This is a genomic window from Rheinheimera sp. (assembly GCF_037442525.1).
Taxonomy (GTDB): Bacteria; Pseudomonadota; Gammaproteobacteria; order Enterobacterales; family Alteromonadaceae; genus Pararheinheimera.
In genome coordinates this window covers 113,409-139,569 of record NZ_JBBIQD010000004.1, presented here as the reverse complement: position 1 = coordinate 139,569, position 26,161 = coordinate 113,409, and the positions used below count along the sequence as shown (strand labels likewise).

At 53.5% G+C, this 26,161-nt stretch carries 21 protein-coding genes; 6 read left to right on the top strand and 15 right to left on the bottom strand.

The features are described 5' to 3' along the window. Window positions 1–13: 13 nt before the first annotated feature. The 4 genes from WKJ03_RS08935 to WKJ03_RS08920 all read right to left on the bottom strand — a co-directional run bounded on the left by WKJ03_RS08935 (window position 14) and on the right by WKJ03_RS08920 (window position 3,983). A protein-coding gene (locus tag WKJ03_RS08935) for an IS3 family transposase (protein ID WP_337841845.1) occupies window positions 14–1,125 on the bottom strand; the annotation gives its coding sequence in 2 pieces (ribosomal slippage) (window positions 14–864 and window positions 864–1,125; 1,113 coding nt in all). 68 nt (window positions 1,126–1,193) lie between these two features. After that, window positions 1,194–1,607: a hypothetical protein gene (locus tag WKJ03_RS08930; RefSeq protein ID WP_337841844.1), complete on the bottom strand. Its 414-nt coding sequence runs from the start codon at window positions 1,605–1,607 to the stop codon at window positions 1,194–1,196. A gap of 766 nt (window positions 1,608–2,373) precedes the next feature. Then, window positions 2,374–2,670: a helix-turn-helix domain-containing protein gene (locus tag WKJ03_RS08925; protein WP_337841843.1), complete on the bottom strand. Its 297-nt coding sequence runs from the start codon at window positions 2,668–2,670 to the stop codon at window positions 2,374–2,376. Further along, complete coding sequence (locus tag WKJ03_RS08920; RefSeq protein ID WP_337841842.1) at window positions 2,667–3,983, bottom strand: HipA domain-containing protein; 1,317 nt, start codon at window positions 3,981–3,983, stop codon at window positions 2,667–2,669. Before WKJ03_RS08920 ends, WKJ03_RS08925 begins: the two co-directional genes overlap by 4 nt. Window positions 3,984–4,252: 269 nt before the next feature. Between WKJ03_RS08920 and WKJ03_RS08915 the strand changes: the two genes are divergently transcribed. Next, window positions 4,253–7,336 carry an Ig-like domain-containing protein gene (locus WKJ03_RS08915; RefSeq protein ID WP_337841841.1) on the top strand — a complete coding sequence of 1,028 codons (3,084 nt, stop codon included), beginning with the start codon at window positions 4,253–4,255 and terminating at the stop codon, window positions 7,334–7,336. Window positions 7,337–7,395: 59 nt separating this feature from the next. On the opposite strand, the gene WKJ03_RS08910 is transcribed toward WKJ03_RS08915, so the two are convergent. From WKJ03_RS08910 to WKJ03_RS08900, 3 genes are read right to left on the bottom strand one after another with little or no spacing between them, the layout of a single operon-like run. Continuing rightward, a complete protein-coding gene (locus tag WKJ03_RS08910) occupies window positions 7,396–8,190 on the bottom strand; it encodes a DUF4198 domain-containing protein (RefSeq protein ID WP_337841840.1) in 795 nt (264 codons plus the stop codon). 4 nt (window positions 8,191–8,194) lie between these two features. Next, window positions 8,195–8,680, bottom strand: coding sequence for a DUF2271 domain-containing protein (locus WKJ03_RS08905; RefSeq protein ID WP_337841839.1), 486 nt, complete (start codon window positions 8,678–8,680; stop codon window positions 8,195–8,197). Between the two features lie 28 nt (window positions 8,681–8,708). Further along, complete coding sequence (locus WKJ03_RS08900; protein WP_337841838.1) at window positions 8,709–9,323, bottom strand: PepSY-associated TM helix domain-containing protein; 615 nt, start codon at window positions 9,321–9,323, stop codon at window positions 8,709–8,711. Between the two features lie 221 nt (window positions 9,324–9,544). Between WKJ03_RS08900 and WKJ03_RS08895 the strand changes: the two genes are divergently transcribed. The 4 genes from WKJ03_RS08895 to WKJ03_RS08880 all read left to right on the top strand — a co-directional run bounded on the left by WKJ03_RS08895 (window position 9,545) and on the right by WKJ03_RS08880 (window position 15,367). Further along, window positions 9,545–11,965 (top strand): TonB-dependent receptor, encoded by a 2,421-nt coding sequence (locus WKJ03_RS08895; RefSeq protein WP_337841837.1) that lies wholly within the window; start codon window positions 9,545–9,547, stop codon window positions 11,963–11,965. A gap of 163 nt (window positions 11,966–12,128) precedes the next feature. Then, on the top strand, window positions 12,129–13,124 hold the full coding sequence (locus tag WKJ03_RS08890) for an SMP-30/gluconolactonase/LRE family protein (protein ID WP_337841836.1): 996 nt from the start codon (window positions 12,129–12,131) through the stop codon (window positions 13,122–13,124). An 82-nt stretch (window positions 13,125–13,206) separates the two neighbouring features. Then, complete coding sequence (locus tag WKJ03_RS08885) at window positions 13,207–13,893, top strand: response regulator (RefSeq protein WP_337841835.1); 687 nt, start codon at window positions 13,207–13,209, stop codon at window positions 13,891–13,893. Between the two features lies 1 nt (window position 13,894). Next, on the top strand, window positions 13,895–15,367 hold the full coding sequence (locus tag WKJ03_RS08880; RefSeq protein WP_337841834.1) for a HAMP domain-containing sensor histidine kinase: 1,473 nt from the start codon (window positions 13,895–13,897) through the stop codon (window positions 15,365–15,367). Here WKJ03_RS08880 and WKJ03_RS08875 read toward each other — a convergent pair. From WKJ03_RS08875 to WKJ03_RS08865, 3 genes are all read right to left on the bottom strand, one after another. Continuing rightward, window positions 15,364–17,229, bottom strand: coding sequence for an invasin domain 3-containing protein (locus WKJ03_RS08875; protein ID WP_337841833.1), 1,866 nt, complete (start codon window positions 17,227–17,229; stop codon window positions 15,364–15,366). The two genes, WKJ03_RS08880 and WKJ03_RS08875, sit on opposite strands and share 4 nt — an antisense overlap. A gap of 94 nt (window positions 17,230–17,323) precedes the next feature. Next, the gene (locus WKJ03_RS08870) at window positions 17,324–18,670 is read right to left on the bottom strand and encodes a sigma-54 dependent transcriptional regulator (RefSeq protein WP_337841832.1); all 1,347 of its coding nucleotides are present in this window, start codon (window positions 18,668–18,670) and stop codon (window positions 17,324–17,326) included. Next, a complete protein-coding gene (locus WKJ03_RS08865) occupies window positions 18,670–19,953 on the bottom strand; it encodes an ATP-binding protein (RefSeq protein WP_337841831.1) in 1,284 nt (427 codons plus the stop codon). Before WKJ03_RS08865 ends, WKJ03_RS08870 begins: the two co-directional genes overlap by 1 nt. A 272-nt stretch (window positions 19,954–20,225) precedes the next feature. Between WKJ03_RS08865 and WKJ03_RS08860 the strand changes: the two genes are divergently transcribed. Further along, window positions 20,226–20,696, top strand: a complete 471-nt coding sequence (locus WKJ03_RS08860; protein WP_337841830.1) for a hypothetical protein — start codon at window positions 20,226–20,228, stop codon at window positions 20,694–20,696. A gap of 4 nt (window positions 20,697–20,700) precedes the next feature. Here the strand turns inward: WKJ03_RS08860 and WKJ03_RS08855 are convergent, their stop codons facing one another. Genes WKJ03_RS08855 through WKJ03_RS08835 form a run of 5 tightly spaced genes read right to left on the bottom strand, consistent with a single transcriptional unit; the run spans window position 20,701 to window position 26,160 of the window. Further along, window positions 20,701–21,234 carry a M23 family metallopeptidase gene (locus WKJ03_RS08855; protein ID WP_337841942.1) on the bottom strand — a complete coding sequence of 178 codons (534 nt, stop codon included), beginning with the start codon at window positions 21,232–21,234 and terminating at the stop codon, window positions 20,701–20,703. A 24-nt stretch (window positions 21,235–21,258) separates the two neighbouring features. Continuing rightward, entirely contained in the window at window positions 21,259–22,275 is a 1,017-nt protein-coding gene (locus WKJ03_RS08850; protein WP_337841829.1) for a diguanylate cyclase, read from the bottom strand. A 38-nt stretch (window positions 22,276–22,313) separates the two neighbouring features. Next, window positions 22,314–23,276 carry a chemotaxis protein CheB gene (locus tag WKJ03_RS08845; RefSeq protein ID WP_337841828.1) on the bottom strand — a complete coding sequence of 321 codons (963 nt, stop codon included), beginning with the start codon at window positions 23,274–23,276 and terminating at the stop codon, window positions 22,314–22,316. Continuing rightward, window positions 23,273–25,495, bottom strand: coding sequence for a hybrid sensor histidine kinase/response regulator (locus tag WKJ03_RS08840; protein ID WP_337841827.1), 2,223 nt, complete (start codon window positions 25,493–25,495; stop codon window positions 23,273–23,275). Before WKJ03_RS08840 ends, WKJ03_RS08845 begins: the two co-directional genes overlap by 4 nt. Then, entirely contained in the window at window positions 25,492–26,160 is a 669-nt protein-coding gene (locus tag WKJ03_RS08835; RefSeq protein ID WP_337841826.1) for a chemotaxis protein CheW, read from the bottom strand. The genes WKJ03_RS08840 and WKJ03_RS08835 overlap by 4 nt, the downstream gene beginning before the upstream one ends. Between the last annotated feature and the right edge of the window lies 1 nt (window position 26,161).

The window sequence follows — 26,161 nt, the reverse complement described above, 5'->3', positions numbered from 1 at the left end:
AATCATCCCATTTTTAATGGACGTTAGAAGTAGAAGGTTGCGTTATTAAAGCCTGCTTGTATTTCGGTGGTATGCCACCAATTGCTTTGTTTGGTCGTTCATTGTTGTAAAACCAAAGCCATTCTGTCGCATGCTCTTGTACCTCGGCAATACTGCTGAATAAATATTGGTTGAGCCAGTCGTAGCGAACTGTACGGTTATACCGCTCCACATAGGCATTCTGCTGCGGGTTGCCAGGCTGGATAAACTTCAGCTCAACATCATGTTTTGCTGCCCACTCCGCCAGTAAAGCACTGATGTATTCAGGACCATTGTCACTGCGAATTTGTCTGGGCTTGCCGCGCCATTCAATCACTTGATTGAGAGTGCGGACAACACGCTCAGCTGGCAGCGAGAAGTCGACCTCAATCGCCAATCCTTCGCGGTTAAAATCATCAATGATATTAAGCAGTCTGAAGCTGCGGCCATCCTCGAGCTGGTCATGCATAAAGTCCATAGACCAGCACTGATTTATCGACTCCGGCACCACTAATGCATCAGGCACATCACGTTTTAAGCGCTTCTTCGGCTTGATCCGCAGATTAAGTTCCAGCTCACGGTAAATCCTAAGCACCCGTTTATGGTTCCAACCAAAGCGTTTCACATTGCGTAAAAAGTAAAAGCACATTCCAAAACCCCAGCTGCGGTGAGCCTCAGTTAACCGAAGCAGCCAGTCGGCGATTTGAGCATTCTCATCACTGAGTTTGGCCTGATAGCGGTAACAGGTTTCGCTCAGCCCAAATAGACCACATGCAAACTTGATGGTAATGGAATGGTTTTGCACCGCCTTTTGCGCCAACTCCCGTCGGCGCGACGGCTTTACCACTTTTTTTCGATAGCCTCTTTGAGGATTTCGGCTTTGAGCCGCTCTTCGGCATACATCTTTTTCAGCCGGGCATTTTCGGCTTCCAGCTCTTTCAGGCGCGCCATCATTGACGCATCCATCCCGCCAAACTTAGCTCGCCATTTGTAAAAGGTGGCTGAACTCATGCCATGCTCACGACACAGCTCAGGAACAGGTGCTCCAGCTTCGGCTTGTTTTAAAATCGCCAGAATTTGGCTGTCACTAAATTTTGATGTTTTCATATGCAGAATCTCCTGCGTTTATCGTACGAGAAAATTCTACTTTTAGCGTCTGTTAATTTACGGGATGATTACCCCACTTCCAAATCAAATCCGTTGGAGGTCGTGGTCTTGAGGGGGAATTCGATCTTTCTTTGCCAATAAGGTGCGATGGAGGAGAGTTCGTAGGCGGTAATTTTTTGCTCGTCCGCTATCCAGAGATGATTGCTGGTGACCGCTAAATCATGCACTGAAGAGTATGGTGAATATTGACTGTCCAGATTCAGCTGTCGCCTGTTTTGCCATTCGCCATTGACATGCTCGACTTCACTGATGCGCTTGCCTGATAAAAACCAGAGGTGCTGATCCGGGCTCAAGCTGTATTTGGAAATATTCTCCGGATTAAAAGGATAAAGAGAGGTTTGTTCATCTGCGTTAGCCGTTCCAAGGCAAAGTAGTAGAGACACCGCCCAAACCATATTGAGCCAAAACGTCATGTATTTCATTACACATCCCTGCGAATATAATCCTACACCCAATTTACCTACAAAAATCTTTCTATTCAATATGTAAACATCACAGTTTTAACGGCGGAGGTTATGCGCGTTGTAGCTATAGGTTCAGCCGTCATGGGCTAGGTTGTAATTGGCTATAACTATATGAACTCAAAAGAAAAGCCCAGCTCATTTGGTGGTTGAGTGGGGCTTGGTTTTAAAGGCGTGGGGCAATACCTGACTCCGCTGGTTTGTCAGTCAAAGACAGTGAAGTAAAGTATAGCCACCGCATATATATGGACTGTCATGAGGAGGTATACCGTTAGGCACTTCCTCACTCGGCTATTAATATTCCAACAATGCCGTTGGAACATATTTTTCGGAAAAAAGAGCTGAGACTTTGCACCTTTAAGTATAAGGCCCTCAATATACGACTTATCTTTATCACTTAAGTTTTTGTTTCTTGATAGCTCATCCTCAAGAGACCAGTTATACCAAATGCCAATCAAAATGCTTATGAAGATGGTGGCGTTAAGATAGTAAATCATTGTCCGCTAGCCTTATATACAGAGAGCACCCTCAGGGTCACACCCTAAGGGTCAGGTCTAATGTGATGACCCCGTGGTTTAACTTTTAAGAAAAAGCCCCCCTTAGCCAGTGGCTGAGTGGAGCTTGGTTTTGGGGCACGGTGCAAGACCTGGCCTCGTGGTTGGGCGATTCAGAAAGTCTGACGCTGGGCCGGTGCGGGGCACCGGCTCCATAGCAGGTTCCGTGGTACTTAACGACCCGCCAATTCTGCCATAGTGGCAACCCTGTTGACCTGCAATCGTGCACTTAGCGTCAGACCTCCAGGGCGTAATAAGGATTCCACAATAGAAATCCGGGGGTCGGTTTTGCCTTTTTCAACTTCCCGCAAGGTCTTTTCCGACACCTGGCATAACCTGGCATAATCCGCCTGTGTCATGTGATACAGGCGAGTGCGTATTTGCTGCACTGCCTGACCGAGGCTCAGGTTGCCTTTGCTCAGTTGGTCCACCAACTGCAGTTGCCACTGCGTTTTTTCTAAAGGGGTCATACTAGTTTCATCTTTTGCAGTTTCTCGGGTAGATGGGCAAAGCCTATAGCTGGGAACTGTAGTATTTCCTCAGGACAGCCTGCTTCTTCCAGCAACTGTGGTACCTGTATAAGCTGCTGCGCCAGGGCGCGAAGCTCCTGCAGCAGGGTATTTGGGTCAATCAGGTCAGCCAGCCTCTCTGCCACTAAAGCAAAGTTAACCTCTGCGCCTATTTCCGTTCCATGTCCCCATTTAAACAGTCGGGTGATCTGTTCCGGATCGGCTTTCATTGGTGCAAAGTCGTAAATAGGCGCAAAACTCAGGCGACCATTCTGTTTCAGAAAGGATTGATTCCGGCCATGGTTATCTGAATTGCCAAACACCAGATTCAGTAAATCCCGCATAAGGTATTCAGTGACAAACTGCTGGCAATTTTGCGTCAGTACGCCTTGTAACTTGCGCCACAGAATACGTACTACATCAAAATGGTCCCAGGCGCTGCCTGGGCCGGCATTGAGCACTGAATACACACTTTCCATGCCGAGCCGGTGCATCACGCCTTGCTGCTCGACGACGTCAAATCGTGGCAACCATAAACTGACTTGCCCAGCGGCTTCATGGGTTTGCATCAGTTGGGTATCAATAGTTTGTATCGAGGTGTGTTCCAGTACCTGGGTCAGTACCTTGTAATAAGCCCCTTCGGCTTTTAGTACCTGATTGTCACGGGGACTGCGGAAGTTACGGGCAAACTTCACCAGATAAGGCGTGGCCGTACGCGGTTTGCCGGCAAAGTCGCCGTCAACAAAGACTCTGTCGCCACTGAGCATCAGCAACAGTTTCGGTGCCACTCCTGCTGCTCCGGTGGCGCCGCCAACAGCCGCCCCCTGACTGTTGGCATACTCCAGGAAGTCATGTTGCAACTCACAGACGTGACGCTGCGAAAAATCCAGTGCTGGCCCGGCGGTCTGCGGGACGGCATCTTTCACTCGCAGATTACCCACAGGGGCCATACAGGTATGCCGCAATAAAGCGCAATCGGCATCGAAGACTGGTAAATGCGTTAGATCCAGTTTAGTCAGCCACCATTGCCTGCTTTTTCCTGCGGGAAGCAGATCATCTAACAACCCAGGCCAGTTTGGATATTCTGTGGCTACTGCTGACACAGGAGCATTGACGGTCACAGCGTGCTCCGCACAGGAGTCGTAATGCACGCCTGGCTGTCGCAAATAGTCCATTAAATAATCAATCTGTACAGCAGCATCCTTACCTGGTCCTGTAACGCGTAATGTCGCAGCATCGTGCCAGGCACCATTAAAGTAGAGTTGAAGTATCATCTGTGAGTTTTCCACGCAAAGAGTGTTTCGGTAGTTTATTACCGAAAAACTTAATGTAACAGTAGTTTGTTACCGTATAATTCAAATGGTGAGAATTTTCCAGTAGTTTGCTACCGTTTTTGCGGCCGAGGTTAAGCGGTTATGCGCTGGACAAAGTTTTTATTATCTATTTGTTTACCTTTGTTCCAATTCATAATCTTGCTGTTTAGAATGCAGAAACAGCTGCAGAAAGCTGTATGACGTTTGATGGAACAACTTAAGGGATTAATATGAAGCTTCATTTCATCTCACAGGCATTCATCGTTGCCTGCTTGAGTACACCTGCTTTTTCTCTGCCCCATGCACCAACGACTCCTGTAAATACCTATGGCGACCCTGTGTTGCAAAACGAACAGCAGGTGGTTTATGGCGAGCAGTATTTTTTACAGGCTAAACAGAAGCCTGCAGTGCAAGTTGCGGCCACCGCGGCTGCGGTTGAAACAAAGTCTGATTCTGACAGCGGAGAGTTGCCGACCAAGGTGCTGCAAATTGCAGGCTTAAAGGATGCAATCGGCTACTACGGTGCCCATTGGGGTGACTATAACGGTGACAACAATCAGGAGCTCTTGTTAGTACAGGGGAATCAGGTTGCGTTGCTGAATTATTCAGGTGGTGGATACAAGATCACTGAGTTAATGGGCACTACAGACTATTCCATCCGAGGGTCAGTACTGCTCAAAGATACGACCAGCGATGTTGATTACCTTTACATTCAATCTTACGACAACAAAGTAACCCGCTTGAATCTGCTAACCCAGCAAGTCGAAGTACTGTCCGGTATTACCCGCAGTAGTTCTATTTATGCATTTGTTGTCGGCGGAAAAACTCAACTTTTGTCTCAGGGCAGTGATGGTCGCATTCGCTTGTTTGACAGTTCTACAGGGGAACTGTTGTCGGAAAGTTCTGACGTTTTATACGACGCATTTGTGGTCGGGTCTTTCACTAAAGTGGGCTCGCAGCAGTTGCTGACTAACAACGGTCGCATTTTTGACTTTGAAAACGGTCAACTGGAGTTGGTGAGACAAAGTGTGCTGCGTGCCGTACCTGACGTATTAAAAGTTTGGGATTATGACGGGGATGGCCTGGACGAAGTGCTTGATTCTTCCAGTTGGTCAACACTGCGTTTAATGAGCCCGGCTACCGACAGCCAGGTTTGGATAAAAACAACATCCAATGACATTGCCCGAGTGCAGGTAGCCGACATTAACAATGATGGCAAAGATGATGTGATTTATGCTGATGGCCAATGGGGCTCTTTGCATGCACTTTCGGCGCAGGATGGCACAGAGTTCTGGAGTATTGCCAACCCTGATCATGGCGTGGCTTCTATTCTGGTCGGTGATTTTGACCAAGATGGCGCAACCGAAATTGCCTGGGGAGCGGGAAATTCGAGCTCTGGGCCGGACCATTTGTACATTCATGACTTTGCATCCAAGGAGCTGGAGTGGCGTAGTGAATCGCTGGGTTTTCCTGCCGACGCAGTTAAGCTGGCTGATTTGAATGGTGATGGCACACCCGATGTTGTTGTAGGTTTCAGTTCAACAGACAGTGGTTATGGCCCTTCCAAAGTAATGGCCTTTGACGGTGCTACTCAGGCGCTGCTCTGGAGCCAGACGCTCAGTGATAATTGGGGGCGGGCTTTAGACCTGGCGGTGGCCGATCTGGACCTGGATGGTGCTGTTGAAATTGTCGTCGGTGGCGCAGAGATTTATGACGCCAATATCATCATTTTAAGTGGAGCTGATGGCAGCTCGAACACTAAGGCCATTTTTGGCTCTGGAGATGTGTTCAGCAGCCTGGTCATCACCGATCTGGACGGAGATTCGTTCCCTGAGATTGTGACCAACAAAGTGCCGCTGCATACAGGGTCTGATGGACCAGGTGTGCAGGTCATTAATGGCCAGGATTTAAGCCTGAATAAAACGGCTTTGGTCCCGTCAGGCGGTTGGGGCAGTGTCGCTCAGTTAACCACTATGGATGTATCTGCAACCGAAGGTGTTGATATCTTTGGTTTAAATGGCAATAGCGTGTTGCACTACCAGTACGACAACAACTCCATTTCTTTGCTGACCCACAATCTGACACTGACGGCATTGGCTTCCGCATTAATTCATGGCGAACCTGTGCTGGTGGGCGGCGATATCAATGGCAATTTATATAAGCTGGGTTTGGCAGGTGAAAAAACCTTGCTTGGCTCTGCCTGTGTCAGTCAGTTGAACAGACTAAAAGCACTGTCTGGCGGCCGGGTGTTGTTTAGCTGCAATGACAGCTTTGGTGTGTTTAACCTGGAGCAAAGGAATCAACAATTCAGTCTGGGTGGCAGTTCGGTCGCAGGTAAACTGGATACGGCTGTTGCTGATGGAATTGAATATTACCTGTCCGCAGGTTCTGCTGTGACCCTGTATAGCAACCAGGCAGCACCAGCGCTGGATACTCCGGCAGCCCAAACATTCAATACCCATGTATTAAGCCCTGTGACGGTGGAATTGGGAATAGATGCGGATTATGTCGTGATCGAAGGGCAACCTAAGCTCGGCAACATCCAGTTTATTGACCGCAAAGCCGGCAAGTTTATCTACACGCCCAAAGGCATTGTAGGTACAGAGCAACTGAGTTTTTATCTGGCCAAAGGGGTGTCTGTATCGGCGCCTGCCAGCTTGGAAATTGACGTGACCAACCAGGCTCCAGTGGCTGAAAATTTATCCGTCTCAACCCATTGGAATGGTGCTTTTGAGTTTACATTGCCGGGTTCTGACGCCGATGCAGAACCTCTTACTTTTGTGATCAAAAGTGCGCCAGCGCAAGGCGAATTGACGTTGATTGATGCCAGCTCGGGGACGGTGCGTTATATCCCGTCGGGGAATTCAACTGCCGCCGTGTCATTCAGTTATACGGTCAAAGACAGCCTGCTCGAAACAGCACAAAAGAATGTGATAGTGCAGCTGACTAACACCACGCCTGTGGCCACCGATATCAGTTACTCCAGTTACTACGAAACTCCGGTTAATGGGGCCTTGAAAGGCTCGGACGCTGACGGTGACAACCTGACGTATCAGCTTGTGACGTCGCCAACTACCGGTGTCATTACTCTGGATGAGCAAACGGGTTTGTTTGAATACAAAGCGGCAGGTGAGCAGGACCAGCAAATCAGCTTCACTTATCTGGTAAAAGATAAATTTGCCAGCTCTGAGGCGAAAACGGTGTCTATTAAAATCAAAGGTAAACCTTCTGATTCGGGTAGCTCCAACTGGTGGCTGATTGTTTTGGTTGCAGGATTAGGCTGGGTGCGGCACCGTCGCTTTCGTTCGGCCTGATGCCAATTGAGCGGTAAAAAAAGAGGATGCCACGGCATCCTCTTTTCATGGGAAAGATATTAAGGCAGGTTCGCTTCCAGCGTCAGGGTTAAGCCTTCGTTTTGTTGGTCGGCTTTGGCGCTGGCGGTTTTGTTGCTGTAATGGGCTTCAATCAGGAAAACACCGGCTTTCTCCGGTGTGTAGCTGAACTGGCCTGAGGCGTCGGTTTTAAACTCGATACGGCCGGCTTCGTCACGGTAGCGTTCGCCTTCAGTGGAGACATCCAGTTCGACCCCGGCAGCGGGTTTGCCGTCCACCAGAAAGGTAAAGGTCACAGCTTCGCCGGCTACAATGTCAGCCGGGTGCACAGAGCTTTTGAACTCCAGGCCCTGGTTGCTCAGCTCCAGTACTTTATGGCTTGGCTTGTTGACCGTAATAAAAGACACAGAGCGGCTGCGGTTTTGCATGGTCACCACCTCTGTGGCATTGGCGGGCAGCTCTTTGGCGCGGGCTTCTTTGTCGGCCATCAGGCGTTTGCGTTCGCCGTTGACTTTATAGGCGGTGAAATAACGGGCCGGGCCCGCCAGTTCCAGCCGGTAGGTGCCTTCCTGCGTCAGCTCGACATCCACCTGAGATTTACGTTTGCCCTGGTATTTGTGCGCAATGGTTTCCACCTGGCCTTGTGGGTTCACCAGCCGCACATGGTCGGGTGACACCCCTTTGTCGGCGACAAAGGTCATGTTGGCGGCAGACAGATCAGCCGACACCCAGCTGCCGGTTTTAGACAAGACGAAGTGGCTTGGTACCAGCCATAAGGTGTGGGCGGAAACCGCAGTTGAGGCGAGCAGCAACGACGCCAGCGCAAGTTTTTTCATGGGCTTAATCCTTATTGAGTTGAATAGTTCCCAGCTCGATGCTGGCAGGAATTTCGAGTTTTACCGGCTGACCATTCCAGTCAAATTCTTGTTTGGCCAGGTTGCGTCCGCCTTGTTCGCGGGCCGCCTCGACCAATAACAGGTATTTCCCCGGTGCCACTGCATTGCCCTGGTCGTCTTTGCCGTCCCAGCTCAGCCTGTACTGGCCAGGGCCTTTGGTGGCACCGGTGTTGGCGTCAACCAGGGCTTTGTCTGAGCGGCCTATTTTGCGCCAGAAGCGGCGTAAGTCTTTAATCCAGTCTGGTTTTTCCACCCAGATATTGATCAGCCGTACCGGCTGCTGCTGTTCGTTTTCAATCCAGACTGCCACATAAGGCCTGTGGTAGGTACCGGTGTCGATGGCCGGAATTTCCAGCTGAATGTGCAGTTCGTTTGCGCTTGCCAGGCCTGAGCTTAACGCCAGAGCCAGCAACAAAGGTTTGAGTTTCATAGCATATTCCCAGTTCTTTAAGTGCGAGTTAATGCAAAGAGGCGATATAAGCCACCAGTGCCAGTACCACACCCGCCACTGCCGTGGCATTACCAAAATCACGTTGCGATGGCTGACGCCACAGCAGATAAAAACCCGATAACGCAAATAAAATGCAGGCGATGGCGGTGAAGTCGATCAGCCATTTCCAGCTGTCTCCGGCGTAGCGGCCTTTGTGCAAATCGTTGGCCAGTGCCAGGTAACCGCCAAATTCAGTGTCTATTTCGGCCGTGCGGCTTTCCAGGTCGATCACCACAGCGGCGTAACCGGCCGGGCGTTTAAAGTCCAGCTCCAGCACAGCGTCGTCTGGCATCAGGTTCAGGCTGTAACCGCCTTTGAGCTGAAACTCAGTGCGCAGCCAGTTTACATAAGCCGCCACTGCGCCGGCTTGTTCGGCTTCATCCAGCGCCAGTAGATCAGGCAGGGTATCCGGTAATTCAACGGCCAGCGATTCAGTGGTTTTGCCGGCACTGAGGGTCCAGTTGGGGTGGTTCAGGGTGATGCCTGTGATGGCAAAAAACAGCATCAGCACCAGCACCAGCATGGCGCTGTAGCTGTGTAACCAGCGCATCCAACGGGCCCAGCTTGAGGTTCTCAACGGCATTCTCCGAAAAAATTTGTTTGCATGTTAATGAGAACTGTTCTCAGTGGCAAGATGGTGACGGCAAAATCCAGCGGATTTACGTCAAATTTACACAAGAGGGTGATGTTGCAATTGAAAATAGTTATCAAATGCGGTTGATCTTGGAATAGGAATGGTTATCATTGTGCGCCTTTGCGTAACTTAACTCAATTTAACCCAAACCCTACGGATAGGAGTCCGCTGTGCTGCAATACCGCCCTGCCAAAGTCGCGTTAGCGCTTCAACTTGCTTTTACCTCTGCTGCTGTTTTGGCCGATGACAATGCCAAAACGGCCGAACCTGTTGAAGTGATAGTGGTGACTGCGTCTGGTTTTGAGCAAAAGCTGGTGGATGCACCAGCCTCTATTTCTGTGATCAGCAACGAAGAGCTGAAGAACAAACCCTACACCACGCTGCTGGATGCAGTGCGTGAACTGGAAGGGGTGGATATAGGGGAAACCCGTGACAAAACCGGCCAGGGCACCATCAGTATGCGTGGCATGGGGGCGGATTACACCCTGATCCTGGTGGACGGTAAACGCCAGAATAACCATGGCGATATTTATCCGAACAACTTTGGCGGCAACCAGTTTGGCCATATGCCACCCCTGGAAGCCGTGGAGCGTATTGAAGTGATCCGTGGCCCGGCATCGACCCTGTATGGTGCTGATGCTATGGGTGGCGTCATTAACATCATCACCAAAAAGGTAAGCGACGAATGGGCGGGTTCCATCGGCCACAGCCGCACTTTGCAAAGCGATGACCACTATGGTGAAGACATTACCACTGACTTTCATGTGGCTGGTCCGCTGATCCCTGGTGTGCTGGGCATGTCTGTCCGTGGCAGTGCCTATAACCGTATGGCGTCCAGCCCGGCTTATGCGTCTGTGGCTTACCCCAATGGTGAAGTGCGGGAGCGTTCTCTGGGCTTTGGTGCCGGTGGTAAAACAGTGGATAACGACAATGAAGTCCTGGGGGGCCGTTTAAGCTGGACGCCAACTGACAAGCAAAGCATTTGGTTTGACCTTGAAAGTTCCACTCAGCAATACGACAACACGCCCATTATCAACGACAATGGCAGCCGCGAGTACCCGGTGGGTACAGTGGATAACATCAGCAGTATCTGGCAGGCCGGTAATTTCTGTCTCGGTGCTACAGGCAACAACCAGAATGCCTGCCGTACCAATGGTGGTGTCTGGTCACGCCGGGCCAACCCTCAGGTGGGGTACAGTGACACGCAGGAATTCAGCCGGGATACCTGGTCACTGAGCCATGAAGGCAAATGGGATTTTGGTAACAGCTTTGTGTCGCTGGCTTATGTCGACACGCAAAACCATGGCCGTACCATGCCATTTACCACAGCAGAACGGACCTTGCTGCTCAGCATGTTTGACGGCACAGGCCCTTATGCCGGTATGCCGGTGGATGACCGCAGAGCCCTGGCGGAAGCCACCTTCCTGCCACGGCCCAAACGGAAAATGTCCAGCAATCAATATACGCTGGACGCCAAGCTTGATATGCCTTTCGAGCTTGCTGGCCAGCATGTGTTGGTGACCGGTGCACAGCTGATCCGTGGTGAGCTGGAAGATGGAGTCTTTGGCATGGAAAGCGGCAACCCTGGCGAAGTGCAGGACCACAATATGTGGGCTGTTTTTGCGGAAGATACCTGGGATTTCACCGAAGCTTTCTCGTTAACCACAGGTTTGCGGCACGATGACCACCAGGTCTTTGGCAGCCAGTTAAGTCCGCGTTTGTATGGTGTTTACACCCTGAGTGACGCCTGGACACTCAAAGGCGGTGTGGCTACCGGTTACAAGACACCAAAAACCTCGCAGCTGTACCCTGGTATTGTTGGTTTTGGTGGCCAGGGTACATCGCCACAGTTTGGTAACCCTGATTTGCAGCCCGAAACCAGCGTGTCAAAAGAAATTGCGCTGTACTGGAATGGCATCGGCAACCACAACTTCAATGTCACCATCTTCCAGAACGACTTTGACGATAAAATTGCGTCGCAGCCATGCGGCCCGACGACCAGCATCACTTGTGCCAGCACAGGTGAGTATGCGGACCTGGGGTATGCCACCAGCAGTAAAACGGTCAATATCGACAAAGTGACGATTCAGGGGGCGGAGTTAGCCGGCCGCTGGCAGATGATTGACATGCTGGCGCTACGTGGGAACTACACCTACACCGACAGCGAACAAAAAAGTGGGGCGGATAAAGGGCGTCCGCTTGGCAACAGTGCCAAACATATGGCCAACCTGACGCTGGACTGGGCGGCGACAGATTTACTGAATGTCTTTCTGACGGCTGAATACCGCACTAAACGTTATCTGGCGTGGGACACAGTGGCGCAGCAAGAGCGTTATTACAAAGCCTATGAAGTGGTCCACTTAGGGGCTTCCTACCGCGCCAGCGATGCGGTCACCTTAACGGCCCGGATCAACAATCTGTTTGATCAGGATTTTACCGGCTACGACATCAGCTTTGTTGAGTGTGATTCAGGTTCCAGTTGTGTGCTGGACAGCGCAGGTGAAAATGGCTATCAGGCCACCTTTACGGATCACTTTAACAACAAAGACAAAGCACGTAACCTCTGGTTTAGCATAAATGTGACCTTCTAATTCTCTGTATTAAAAGAAAAAAGCCGGGTAACCGGCTTTTTTTTCCCTTAGATGTCTCTGCCCTTTATGTTTTTTTTCAAATCCGCAGTTCGGCTCATCAGGTCATGGACCGACAGCTCGCAAGCTTGTTAAGCTGAATCATCATTCAAAAGGGACATAGTCTATGAAATTTGTGTGCTTGTTTGCGGCCAGCCTGACCGCGACTGCGGCAGTTGCCGCTTCGATTCAGAAAGACCCTGTGCAGGTGAATGACCCTGCCATGTTGCAGATTGTTGCGGCCGACGCGCAATTTGAGCTGCTGGCTGAGGGGTTTCGTTGGGCGGAAGGGCCTGTGGTGGAGTCGAAAACAGGTGCTGTGCTGTTTTCTGACGTGCCGCAAAATACGGTCTGGCGCTGGCAGCCAGGAAAAGGCGCCAGCCCTTACCTGCAGCCTTCTGGTTACAGCCAATTGAACCAGGAGGAAAATTTAGGCGAAGGCTCCAACGGTCTGATCTTCAACCAACAAGGGCAGCTGGTGCTGGCGCAACATGGTGACAGACGGCTGGCGCTGTTCAACGGCATCAAAGATGGCAAGCCTGGCTACCAGACACTGGTAACCGCTTATCAGGGCAAGGCGCTGAACAGCCCGAATGACCTGGTGCAGCACAGCAGTGGCGCTTATTACTTTACCGACCCGCCATATGGCCTGAAAAATGCGGACCAATCGGAGCAGAAGCAGCTGAGCTTTAATGGCGTGTATCGCTTTGAACCGGGCAAACCGCTGCAGTTACTGACGGATAAGTTAACCCGGCCCAATGGCCTGGCCTTTTCGCCGGATCAGCAATTTTTATATGTCGCCAACTCAGACCCACAGGCAGCACAGTGGTGGCGTTATCCGGTAAAACCCGACGGAACTTTGGGCGCCGCGGAACTGTTTTTCGATGCCACAGACAAAGTAGCCACTGAAGCCGGCTTACCCGATGGTTTGAAAGTGCTGAAGTCGGGCCATTTGCTGGCGACAGGGCCGGGTGGGGTCTGGGTGTTTGACCCCCGGGCGCGTCATCTGGGCACCATTCGCACTGGGGTGGCCGCGGCCAATGTGGCCCTGAGCCCGGACCAGCGCTGGCTCTATGTGACGGCAAGCAGCTATTTGCTGCGGATCCGGCTGCAGGTGCAGTAAAAATGTTTAGTTATGTAAATCTGTTCAAGGCTTGTACGGCACCGCATTAAACTTGGCAGATGAAGAAAGAGGGAGTCCGCTGTTGCACCATATTTTATTAATTGACGATGACCGTGAACTGACCTCCATGCTGAGTACTTATCTGCAGCGCGAAGGTTTTCAGGTGGAGGTAGCCAATGACAGCCAGTTGGGTCTGCAGCGGGCTTCAGTACCAGGTATTGAGCTGGTCGTACTGGATGTGATGATGCCGGGGCTGGATGGTATTTCCTTGCTGAAACAGCTGCGTCAGACCAGCCAGTTGCCTGTGCTGATGCTGACCGCCAAAGGAGATGACATTGACAAAGTGCTGGGGCTGGAGCTGGGGGCGGACGACTATGTGGCCAAGCCCTGTTTACCGCGCGAGTTAATGGCGCGTATCCGGGCTATTTTGCGCCGGGTGCAGCAACAACAAAATAACGGCTCCGAAGAGCTGAAAGTGGGGCCTTTGCACCTGGATTCGGGTAACCGTCAGGCGCGGCTGCATGGCGAACTGCTGAACCTGACCGGTGCTGAATTCAGCGTGTTGTGGGCTTTGGCGGCGCAGGTGGGCAAAGTGGTCAGCAAGGCCGATTTATCGCAGGCCGCGCTTGGCAAAACACTGACCCAGTACGACCGTAGCCTGGACGTGCATATCAGCAATATCCGCCAGAAGCTGGGAAAAAGGCAGGATGAACAGCATTGGATCAGCGCTGTGCGTGGCAAGGGTTACCAGCTGATGCGGCACGACTGAGATGGGGCAGATTTTCTGGAAGTTTCTGCTGGCCTTTTGGGTGGCTTTGCTGATGGCCGGGGCTCTGGTCTGGGGGGCCGGGCAGGCCAGCCAGTATTACTCGGAGCAGACCACCGGCAGTCAGCATATTGTGGTGACACCACCGATGCGGATAGTGCTGGAGTCGATGCAGATTTTATTGCAGGAGCAGGACTTCCGGGCGCTGGAAGTGGTGATGACCCGCTGGGATCAGGAGCCGATGGCGAGGGACAGGGTGTTACTGGTGAATGCGCAGGGACAGGATTATCTGGGCCGCCCTGTGCCGGACAACTGGCAGGTATTATTGCAGGCGCAGCGCAAACTGATCCCTCAGGATGAAAAGAGTGACTGGCTGTTTCTACTGGAGCCCCGGCATGACTCGGTGCTGGAGTGGTTTAAAACCATTCGTTCGGCTGTCGAGCGGGAAGGGGGACCGATGAACCGGCCTCCGCCTCCTGGAGCCATGCCCTTTGAACGGCCTGGTTTTGCGGCTGGACCCGGCCGGTCACCGCCGGACCCGGATGAACGTATCCCGTTTAAACCGCCTTTCTGGTGGCACCCGTTGTTTCTGGTGGCGGCTGTGGCTCTGACCAGTCTGGGGGTCAGCCTGGCGCTGGCCTGGTATTTTGCCTCCCCTGTATTGCAGCTCAAACAGGCATTGCGCTCTTTGGCGAAAGACCGCTGGCTGACCCAGTTGGGGCCCAAAGTGACAGGGCGGCGTGATGAATTTGGCGCTTTGGCCCGCAGTTTTAACCTGATGGCGCAAAGTGTGGAACAGGCCATCAGTGGCCAGCAACGGCTGATGCACGATGTGTCGCATGAACTGCGTTCACCTTTGGCCAGGCTACAGCTGCTGGTGGCGTTGGGTAAGCAAACGCCGGAGGAAACGCCAGCATTGCTGGATAAAGTGGAAGCTGAAACCCTGAAACTGGACAGGTTAGTCGGAGAAATTCTAACCTTCTCCCGACTGGACAGTGGTGCCATGCCGGTACAGCCCCATGAGCTGGACTTGGTTGAGCTGGTGGAGTCGGTGGTGGAAGATACGCAGCTGGAAGCGCAAGCCAAACAGGTACGCTTAACAACCGACTTGCCTCAAAGTTTGCTACTGGTCAGTGACGGTGAACTGCTGGCCAGGGCGCTGGAAAACCTGCTGCGTAATGCGGTGAAATTCAGCGCTGAAGCGGGCCGGGTGGACATTATGCTGTATCAGACCGGGCAGTGGATGGTGCTGGAGGTGCTGGATCAGGGCCCAGGCGTTGCTGAAGCGGATCTGCTGAAGTTATGCCAGCCGTTTTTCCGCGCGGACAACCAACAACCAGGCGTTGGCCTGGGCTTGTCGATTGCCCGCCGTGCCATTGAAAGCTGCGGTGGTCAGCTGGAACTGTGCAACAGGCTGGACGCAGCTGGCCACAGATGCGGGTTTTGCGCCCGCATCCGTTTGCCGCTGCACTCTTAGTCGGTCACCCTGGGGATTGTCACGTTTAACTGCAGGCTGGCATCGCCGGCAGTTAAGGTTACAGTGGCAGCATCCTCCGGGGCTCCGCCTGAGACGTTGATATCCAGCGTGCAGCGGCCTGCGCTGTTGGTTCTGCGATCGGCGCGGCCTGCGCAGTTGGCGCCAACAGAAACCTGCAAATTGGCCAGGTTTCGGGTGTACGTCACTACATCAGTGAGCTCCATAAAGGGCAAGGCAATCTGATTGGCGTCTTCCAGCTGCAGCTGTATGGTGCTGGTTTTACTCAGTGTGGTGGCGTCAGAGGTTAAAGCTGCTGGCCTCAGGTAACTGAAACAGGCCTGATTGTCTATGGTTGTGGCCCCTGTACCGCTGGCTTCGGCCACTATCCAAACCTGTGAAGACGCCGCAGGTTGTTGTCGTACATCCACACTGGTGGGCAGGCAGCCATGCATAATGCTGTTGCTGTTCGCCGGGTATGTCAGGTAAAAACTGGCGTTGCCATCCACTGTCACCGCCTGACCACTGGTCAGGGCGCCTGAGTTGCCGGTCTGTCCGGACACCTGGGCACCCAATAAAGACGCGCCAACGATATACTGCAAACCGCTGCTGCTGTGCTGGAAGGCTTTATTCACCTGAATTCTGCTGCTTTCTGTCGGCACTGCACTGACAAAGCGGCTTTTATCTTCGGCCTGGGCATTGAGCAGCAACACCCTGTCCTGCGCCTGAATATACCGGCTGGTGTTGTTGCGGGTAATCACCGCGCTCTGGAATAAGGCATTGCTGAAGTCGGTCAGGCTGGCCTGGCCCTGCACTGTACTGGCCTGTCCGTCGGCCACGCTGGTGCTGAAGCCGTAGTGAATCACAGGGTCGCGATTCGACAGCAATACGCTGTCAATGACGCCCAGGTTCACCACTGTGCCATCGGCCACAGGGTTACCATGGCGGTCCGTCACCAATAATCCCCCCTGACGGCGATAAATACCATTGCCAAGGTTGTGCCCTCCGGAATTCATCGGATAACTGAACACAATACTGTGCGCTGGTCCCGAGGCAATACTGATGGCTGGCAAGCTGGCGTCTATCGCCGGGCTGTAGGGCTGGCCCTGATCGTTGAGTGCTTCCGCCTTCAGTTCAATAACGCCGGGTAAACGCCCGGAATTCAGTGTCACAGTGGCAATACCGCTTTGTGTGGCCAGTTCCAGGGTATTGGCATGCCGCACCACTTCACCTGATGCCTGCCGGCCCGATAAGGTTTCGCCCCCATTGGGTGAGGTCACCAGAGTGACCCGCACATTATTGATACCTGCAGGTGCATCTTTGGCGGCGGCACCAGAGGAGGTCAGCAAGCGGATAGTGATAGCGGCACTTTCTGTCTGGCTGACGCCACTGACAAACAGAGCGGTTTCTGAACTGCTGATGGTCAGGGCGGTCGGGGCTGGTAACTCTGGTTGTACGGCCAGCCCTTGAATGGGGACTGTTGCTGTCTGCTGCACGCCATTGACATAGGCGGTGACTGTGGCTGTACCGGGCTGATTGCCCGGGTACAGTTTCACCGAAGCCTGGCCCCGTTGACTGCCATTGTCTGTTTTGATGGTGGTTTGGGTCAGGTTGTTGCCTGGGCTGAAGCTGCCCAATGTGGTGGAGAACTGCACAGAGGCATTCGACAGAGCGTTACCGTCTGAATCGGACACTGTGACTGTGAGTGTGATAAAGCGGTCAGGGTAGCTGGTATCAAGACTGCCTGAAGACAAGGTCAGGCTGGAGACTGTCGAGGCTTCGTCCGTGCGATCCGAAGAACAGGCGAATAACAGACAACTTACAGCCAGGCACAACAGCCAGTGGCGCCAGCGGGAACTCAACATCATCATAGTCCTTTGAATGGATGGGTAAATGGATCAAATGCCGCCAATTAGTTTACTGAGCTTGTTCCGGTTTGTATACGCAGTTGCAGACCGGCTAAGCCCCTGTCAGCTGGTATTTTTCCAGCCGGTATAAAAAGGCTTTATAGGGCAAATGCAGCAGTTTTGCGGCCTGGGTTCTGTTGCCGCCACAGCGCTGCAGGGCCTGTGCCAGGCAGTTGCGTTCAAATTCTTCCCAGTTCAGCCCCTGGTCCGGCAACACAAAACCACTGGTGGCTGTGGTGCTCCACTGCAAGCCAGCCACCAGCTCGGCTTCGTCCTGCAGCAGCACAAAACGTTCAATGCAGTTACTCAGTTCCCTGACATTGCCTGGCCAGTCATAGGCCATCAGCTGGCGCAGGGTGGCTGGGCTCAGGCCTATACCTGCTTGCTGATAACGCTGTTGGTGCAGTTGCAGGAAATGCTGGATCAGCCGCGGAATATCTTCTTTGCGTTCGCGCAGTGCCGGCATATGCACTGGCACCACATTGAGCCGGTAAAACAGATCCTGCCGGAACAGTCCTTTGGCCACCGCGTCGGCCAGATGACGGTGGCTGGCGGCAATCAGCCGGACATCCAGCTGAATTTCCTGATGGCTGCCCAGCCGTGTTACCTTGCCCTCCTGCAGCACCCGCAATAACTTCGCCTGCAGCGGCAAGGCCAGTTCGGCTATTTCGTCGAGAAATAAAGTGCCGCCAGCCGCGGCTTCAAATTTACCGCTTTTGCTCTGGGTGGCACCGGTAAAGGCCCCTTTTTCACTGCCAAACAACTCAGCTTCGGCCAGTTGTTCCGGAATAGCCGCACAGTTCAGCGCAATAAAAGGGCCATTGGCTCTGGGCGATAACTGGTGCAATGCCCGGGCGGCCAGCTCTTTGCCTGTGCCACTTTCGCCACTGATCAGCACTGTGACGTCACTGCCGGAAACCCGCTGGATGCGCTGAAACAGCTGTTGCATGCAGGGGGCCATGCCCACCAGTTCAACCAGTTGCCTTTGTTCTGACAATTGGGATTGCAGAGTGCTGTTCTGCTGGCGCAGGGTTTTGGCCCTCAGCCCCTTGTCGACCGCCAGCAATAACTCCTGCCGTTTAAAGGGTTTGGCCAGGTAATCATCGGCGCCGGCCTGCACTGCTTCAACGGCATGGCTGACCGAACCGTAAGCGGTGGCCACGACAAAACCAATGTCAGGCTGGTAGCGCCGCACATACTGCAACAAGGTCAGCCCGGTCAGAGTGCCAAGCTTCCAGTCACTGAATACCAAATCGACTTTGTGCTGTTTCAGCTGCAGGATAGCGCTTTCCACTGAATCCGCTTCCAGCACCTGATACTGCTCGGCTTGCAGCAACTGGCAGAGCAGGCTCAGTTGTTGTGGGTCATCTTCGACCAGCAGCACCACTGCATGTTTCATCACTGTGCTCCTCTGCCAAACCACAGCTGGGCGCAGCAGCCGCCTTCGGCTTTGTTGTGTAAGGCCAGATCACCCTGATAATAACGGCGTAATAACCGCTGGCAAATATACAGGCCCATGCCGGCACCTTCCGCTTTGCTGCTGACATGAGGCTGAAACAGGCGTGCTGCAATGTCCGGGCTCAGGCCGGCCCCCTGATCGTCAATAAAGAGGGTCAGCTGAGTGGCACTGGTCTGTGCGTAAACCCGTACCTGCCCCGCAGGCGGGCTGGCTTCGACCGCATTGCTGACCACTGCATGCAGCAGGCTGCGCAGTTCAGTCTCTGCGCCTGTCAGCTGCAGCTCTGGAGCCAGCTCCAGTTCGAAGCGGACACCAGACGAGGAAAACTCCAGTGCTAAATCCTGCATCAAGGCCAGCAGCGATACCGGCTGACTGCGGTCAATCTGGCCACAGCTCAGGGTGAGCAGGGCTGTCAGAGTACGGTTGATATGCTGCACTTTTTGTTCTGCCAGCACCGCCAGTTTTTGCGTCTGTTGGTCTGGCTGGTGTTCGGCCAGTTGTTCTATCGACAAGGCCAGAGTGTGCAGCGGATTACGCAGGGCATGCACCAGACCCCGGCTGATTTCACCCAGCTCAATCAGGTGCTGCTGGGCTTGATGCAGTTCGGCCTGAGCAGCTGCCGCAGCCAGTTGCTGGCTGGTCAGGTTAAACTGTTGCTGCACATAGCGGTAATCGGCCAGGCCCTGCACCGGCAGCTGTACGCCCAAATCACCGGCCGCCAGTTGGCGGAAAGCTGTGATCAACTGCTGCAGCGGCGCGATAAACTTGTGGGCCAGCCATAACGCCAGTAGCAATGCCACCAGGCTGCAGGCCAGGATCATGGCGATGCTGCTGTGAAACAAGGTCTGAGTCAGCGGTGTGGTCCGCAGTTCTTTATGCAGTACCCTGAATTCAGCCGGGCCGCCGTTTTTTTGCACCTGGGCCAGTTGTTGCTCCATTTTTTGTTGCAACTCGTGCAGATCGACGGGGTCGGCCTCTGTGGTCACCACCCGGATGTTTTTTTCCTGTTCAGTCCACTGGGCTTCGGTGGGGGGGCTGGCCGCAGCAGGGGGGCCAAATTGCTTGGAGGTGGCCCGTAGCACCACGCGGGTCAGCTCCTGGCTTTGTTGCAGAATTTCGCGTTCTATCCGGTCTTTTGACCAGTAGATCAGCCCAATCTGACAAATGGCCATCAGGCCGAACAAACCGGCAATTCCCAGACTCAGTACCCAACGAATCGACATAACTTTTTCCTGCAACAGTCTTCAGACCACAGACTGGTTTCAAGCTTTATGCCAGCTTAGAGTATGACTATTTGCAAGCAAAGCAATATGTTAGGGCTGGGCTTCTGAAGTGTTGCTGTCGGATTTCCTGATATAAGGAAACCTTAGTGCGGATTTCGGCATTATTGTCCGAAGGCCTTTGAGGGGTTGTTGGTTAATTTACTGAATATAAACAATTTTTATCTATGGCATGGATCTTTAATAACAAAGGTCCCAACCAAAGGAGAATGACAATGAAACTGATCTATGCCCTGATGACCAGCGCTGTGCTGGCCGGTACAGCTGTTGCCGCCGAACCACAAAAACTGCAGGTGACCCGGCAGGCCGACAGCGCGAAAGTGCTGTGGCTGCAGGATGGTCAAAGCCAGACCATTGAGCTTGGTAAAGAAGATTTGGCGGACAAAAACAAGCTGGCAGACAAGTTGGCTGCTTTGCCAGCCGAGAAGCGTGACAAACTGTTGCAGATGCTCAGCGCCGACGGTCTGGCAGCGCTTGAGCCTGGTATGATTGGAAAAGACGGGCACAAAGTGCTGATCAAAAAACTGGATGGCGAAGGCCAGACAGAAAAACGGGTGATCAAAGTCATTCATGCAGGCGACCATGCAGAGGTTGAATTTGACATGCTGAAACAACTGCTGCAGGACAGCAAACTGAGCAAAGAGCAATTGCTGGAGCTGCAACAGTTGCTGGATAAAAAGTTCTGACCTGTCAGTTTGCCTGCAGTGGTAAGGAGGTCATCAGTGCAGGCAAAAAAAGTTTCGGGTCCTGCGGCACACTGCCCAGCCAAATCTCAAAATGCAGGTGGGGTCCAGTGGCCCTGCCGGTTGCTCCGACCAGACCAATTTGCTGGCCTGCCTGTACAAAATCACCCATTCGCACATCCAGCCGGGATAAATGGGCGGACAGGCTGGTCAGTTTATCACCATGCTCAATCAGCACCGCATTGCCAAAATCCTGATGCAGACTGTAATTATCGGCGCTTAACACCACGCCGGAGCCAGCTGCATACACTGGTGTGCCGGCAGGTGCGGAAAAATCCAGGCCATGATGTTGGCGGCCGCGGCTGCTCACCAGATAGTTGGCAAAACCCGAACTGATGCGGGCCCCTGGCAACGGATGGACAAACACCACAGGGCCGCGGTCTGGTAACAGAGAGGGGGCCTCAGGTGCGGCCGGCTCCGGTGGCGTTGGGCTACTGCAGGCGGCCAGCATCACAACGGCCGCCAGACCCGAATACTGCACGAGTTTCAACGCTGTGGCTCCAGTTTATTGTTGCTTTGCAACAGTTGGACCCTGTTGGGTGGCATAACGGTTTTTCCCGGCGGTCTTGGCCTGGTACAGCGCTTCATCGGCCAGTTGGACCAGGGACACCGCTGCCAGCTCCTGATCCGGCTGAATACAGGCTACGCCGGCTGAAACCGTGACCACACTGCCAGCTTTAGGTTTTACATGGGGTATGGCGATGTCCTGCACCTGCTGGCGGATTTTTTCCACCACCAAACAGGCACCAGTGGCGTCGGTGTTTGGTAAGACCACCACAAACTCTTCGCCTCCATAACGGGCCCCAAAATCGGCTGGCCTGAAACAGTTGGCCTGAATGATCTGAGCTATTTTCTGTAACGTGACGTCGCCCGCCACATGACCAAAGGTGTCGTTGTAGTGCTTAAAGTAGTCCACATCAATCATCAGCAGCGACAAGGGGGTTTGTTCCCTGGCGGCGCGTTTCCATTCAGTTTCAATGTGTTCATCGAAATGCCTGCGGTTAAACAGGCCGGTCAGCGCATCGGAGCGCATCAGCTTTTCCAGCTGCAGATTGGTTTCGAGCAGTTGCTGCTGACTGCTGCGCAGCGCTTTAAACATCTCGTCCCGCTGCTTTAAGGCCAGATAGGCTTTGGAGTGGTACCGCAGTCTGGCCAGCAGTTCAACCGCATCCGGCAGTTTAACCAGGTAGTCATTGGCACCGGCAGCAAAAGCCGCACCTTTGACGGCTGGTTCATCCTTGGCCGACAGCACAATCACAGGGACATCTTTCAGCTCGTCCTTTATTTTGTAGTGTTTCACCAGATCCAGACCATCCACACCTGGCATCACCAGGTCTTGCAGAATCACAGTGGGCTTGATTAACAACGCAGTATCCATCGCTTTGTCGGCGTCAGAGCAAAAGTGGAAGTCGATGCCGTCCTGGTTCAGCAACATCCGGCGAATAATTTCACCCACCAGCGCCTGATCGTCCACCAGCAGCACCATGGCATTGCTGGTTACATCGACAGATGGAAGGGGCATTTGGCTATCAGTAGGCACTGCTTTGGTCTCCTCTGGGCTCACTTCGAGCACAATTGAATCAATCGGGCGGCTATTTTGTCGAGAGCTAACACTTCACTGGCGGCTTTAATGTGGACTGCCGCTTTGGGCATGCCATACACCACACTGCTGGCCTGATCCTGAGCTATAGTTGGCCAGCCCCGCTCTTTCATTTGCTTTAATCCTAAAGCACCATCTTGTCCCATGCCAGTCAGTAACACACCAATGGCGCGACCTTGCCATTCTTGACTCAGACTGGAGAAAAATACATCAATGGAGGGCTTAAACAAACTGTCGTCCGGTTGCTGGCTGAGTTGCAACCGGCCCTCTTTCGACATCAGTAAATGGGCTTCTGCGCCTGCCACGTAAATCACGCCAGCAGCTAATTTTTCGTTGGACCGGATCAGCTTTACTTTGAGTGAGGTGGCGTTTTCCAGCCATTGTGCCATGCCAGCACTAAAGCGGCCGTCTATATGTTGAATAATGACCACAGCGGCGTTGAAATCCTGTGGCAAGGCTTTGATCAGTTCAAACAAACTGCTGGGCCCACCTGTGGATGCACCTATGGCGATCAGCACCGGCAACTCCGATGCTGGCGGCTGAGGCTTTTGTCTTTGAGGATGCAACACACCGAACTGACGGATTTTTTTCAGCAGCAGGTTGCTGTTCTGACCACCCGGTTCCAGCGCCACATAGTCTTTGGCTCCGGCACCCAAAGCGGCAAATACAGCCTTGGTATGGTCCGCACCGTCGGTCGAAAATAACAGGACCGGGCACGGCAGGCTCCGTAACATCTGCTCCAGCTGGGATGGCTGCCAGGGTTGATGCAGTTCTAGCAGCAGCAGGTCCACCGGGTCGGACGCACAACGCTCAATTGCTTCAGCACAATCTCTGGTGTGCCAGGCGACCTGATACAGGCCGGCCAGGGTGCGTTCCAGCCGGGCATTTTCTTTGCTGTGTTCGACCAACAATCCGAGTTTCATTCTTTGGCTGCCCCAATCAGCAGCCGGACCGCTTCAATTAAGGACTCATCATGGAAGCTGGATTTGGCCAGATAATAATCGGCTCCGGCTTCCAGACCCCGGTTTTTGTCTTCTTCCCGGTCTTTATAAGACACCACAATGACTGGCAGGCGGTTTAAGCGGGCGTCCGCCCGGACCAGTTTCACCAGTTCAATGCCGTCCATTTTCGGCATATCAATATCTGTCACCAGCAGGTCAAAAGGTTCGGCCCGCAGCATGGTCCAGCCTTCGAGCCCATCGACTGCGACGTTTACCTGATAACCCTGATTGCTTAGCAGTTTGCGCTCCAGCTCCCTCACTGTCAGTGAGTCGTCCACCACCAGAATTTTTTTGCTGCTCTGTTCTGCGGCTTTCTGGCTGAAGCGTAAATTCTGGCCTTGCTTCAGTTCAGTCTGGGCACTGACCAGCACATCGTCGACATCCAGGATCAGGGTGGGCGAGCCATCGGACAACACGGCGCCCGCCATGACGCCTGAGATCCGGCCCAGCCGGGGGTCCATCTGCAACACGACCAGGTTTTGTTCACCCAGCAGTTTGTCTACAACCAGGCCAATTTTCCGCCCTTTGTCCTGCAGTATCAGCACAGCCAGGTTGTCAGACTCTGTTGGGGCAGTGCTGAAACCGAGCAACTGGGATAAAGGCAGCAACGCCACCGCATCGCCCTGCCACCATAAGTGTGGCCGGCCTTCCAGCAGGCTGATGTCGTCCGGGCTCAGATGCAGCATGGTTTCAATCCTGGGCAGCGGCACGGCATACAACTCTTGTTGCAGCTGCACTATCACTGAACGGATCACAGACACTGTGACAGGCAGACGCAACAGGAATTTGCAGCCTTGCCCGGGGCTGTTCTGCAGTTCAATATCGCCGCCCAAGGCTTTGATATCGTGCTGCACTGCGTCCAGTCCCACACCCCGGCCAGAGACGGCACTGACCTGTTTGGCCAGGCTGAAGTCCGGTAAAAATAAAAAGGCCAGCAGCTCTTCTTCATTCATCTGCGCCACAGCGTCTGCGTTGGACAAGCCGCGGCTGAGGACCCGTTGTTTAATTTGTTCTGTATCGACTCCGCGGCCATCGTCACTGATTTCCATAAACAGAAAACCGCCGGAGTGCCAGGCCTTCAGTGCAATAGTGGCCAGCTCAGCTTTACCTTTTTCCTTGCGTTGCTGCGGTGTTTCAATACCGTGATCGACGGCATTACGTAACAGATGAACCAGCGGTGCCTCCAGTTTTTCCAGCATGTCCCGGTCGACCGAGGTGGTTTCTCCGGACAGCTGCAACTGCACTTGTTTGCCCATAGCGGAGGACAGTTCATACACCATGCGGGCTTTGCCCTGGAACAGGTCACTGAAGGGCCGCATCCGGCAGGCCAAAGCGGCGTCGTACAGGTTCTGGTTCAGTAACAGGCTTTGCCAGCTGTTTTCATCATAGTGTTGCAGGCTGCTGTTGACCTGAGCGGCGGTGTCGGACAGCAACTGGCCCAGATCGGCCAATGCCGTATTGAAATAATCAGGCAGTTGCTGCTCTACCAGCTTATCGCGTACGGCCTCCAGCATGCGTTTAGCCTGTTGCTGTTTTTTCTTCAGCCGCATCAATTGCTGGGTAAAGTGCTGTGAGTTTTTTGATAACACCAGAGAACGGCTGGCTAAATCCAGCAGCAAATCCAGCCTGTCTGAAGACACCCGTACTGTGCCCGACCTTTTCTGTTCGTCCGCCTGCGTCTGCCTGGGTGGCTCAGCACAGTCCGAAGGAGGCAACTGCACGGCCGCTGTTTCGGGCTCGGCCACCGGCTGTAGTGTCTTTTTGCTGGGGTGCAGGCAGTCCTGCAGTTGCTGGATAAGGCTCGCCAGACCTGGGACTGTGCTGCCCTGAGCCAGTTGCAACAAAGCCGCAGACCCCTGCATCAGCAATTGGATCTGCTGCGGGGTCAGCAGCACCTGGCCGCGCATGGCCAGCACCAGTAATTCTTCCATTTCATGGGCCAGATCGGCCGCTGCATCCACACCGACCAGACGGGCCGCTCCTTTAATGGAATGGGCGGCCCGCATGCAGCTTTCCAGCTCGGCCGGGCTGGCCGGGTGCGTGGATAAGCGGATCAGGCCCTGGTCCAGCGACTGGGTCTGGGCCTGGGCTTCGAGCAAAAACAGTTCAAGTAACGAGGCATTCTGAAACTGATCGTTCATTGCAGTTCCTCCAGCATGGCCTGCATCAGGGCCTGGGCATCCAGCAGGGTCAGGTCCAGCTGTTGGTAACGTCCTAAGCCCAGCGTCAGCTGGCTCAGCAATTGGTCGGAGCTATTTGGTTTGGTCAGCCAGAAGCCGGGTTCCAGTTTATGAATACCGAGGATCTCGTCTGCCTGGCTGACCAGGTGGCCGGAGCTGTGATTCAGCACCAATAAACGGGCCTTGGCAGCATCTGTGCCTGTTTCGTCTATCTTCAGCAGTTTATGCAGCGACACCCAGGGCAACAGCTGGCCCCTGACATTACAGACCCCAAGCAAAGTGGCGCTGTGGCGGTTGGGAACTTTGCGCACCTGCACAGGCGAAATAATGAAATCCAGAACTCGGCTGGGCAGCGCAAACCACTGGGCGCCGAGCCGGAACAGCAGATGTTGCGTGGCATCCGGGTGCTGCTGGTTCACCTCAGGCGCTTCGGCCTCTGACGCATCAAACCAGGACAATGGCTGGAACTGATCGCGCAGCCGGGCCGCTGCGTCGGCAAAGACTTCGCAATTGCGGCAATGGGTATGACGCCGCAGTTTGTCGCAGCTGCGATCGCCCTGAATTCCTATGGTTTTCCAGCACGGATCCAACACGTTTTCCTGTTCGGTGGAGAAAAAGGAGTCCATG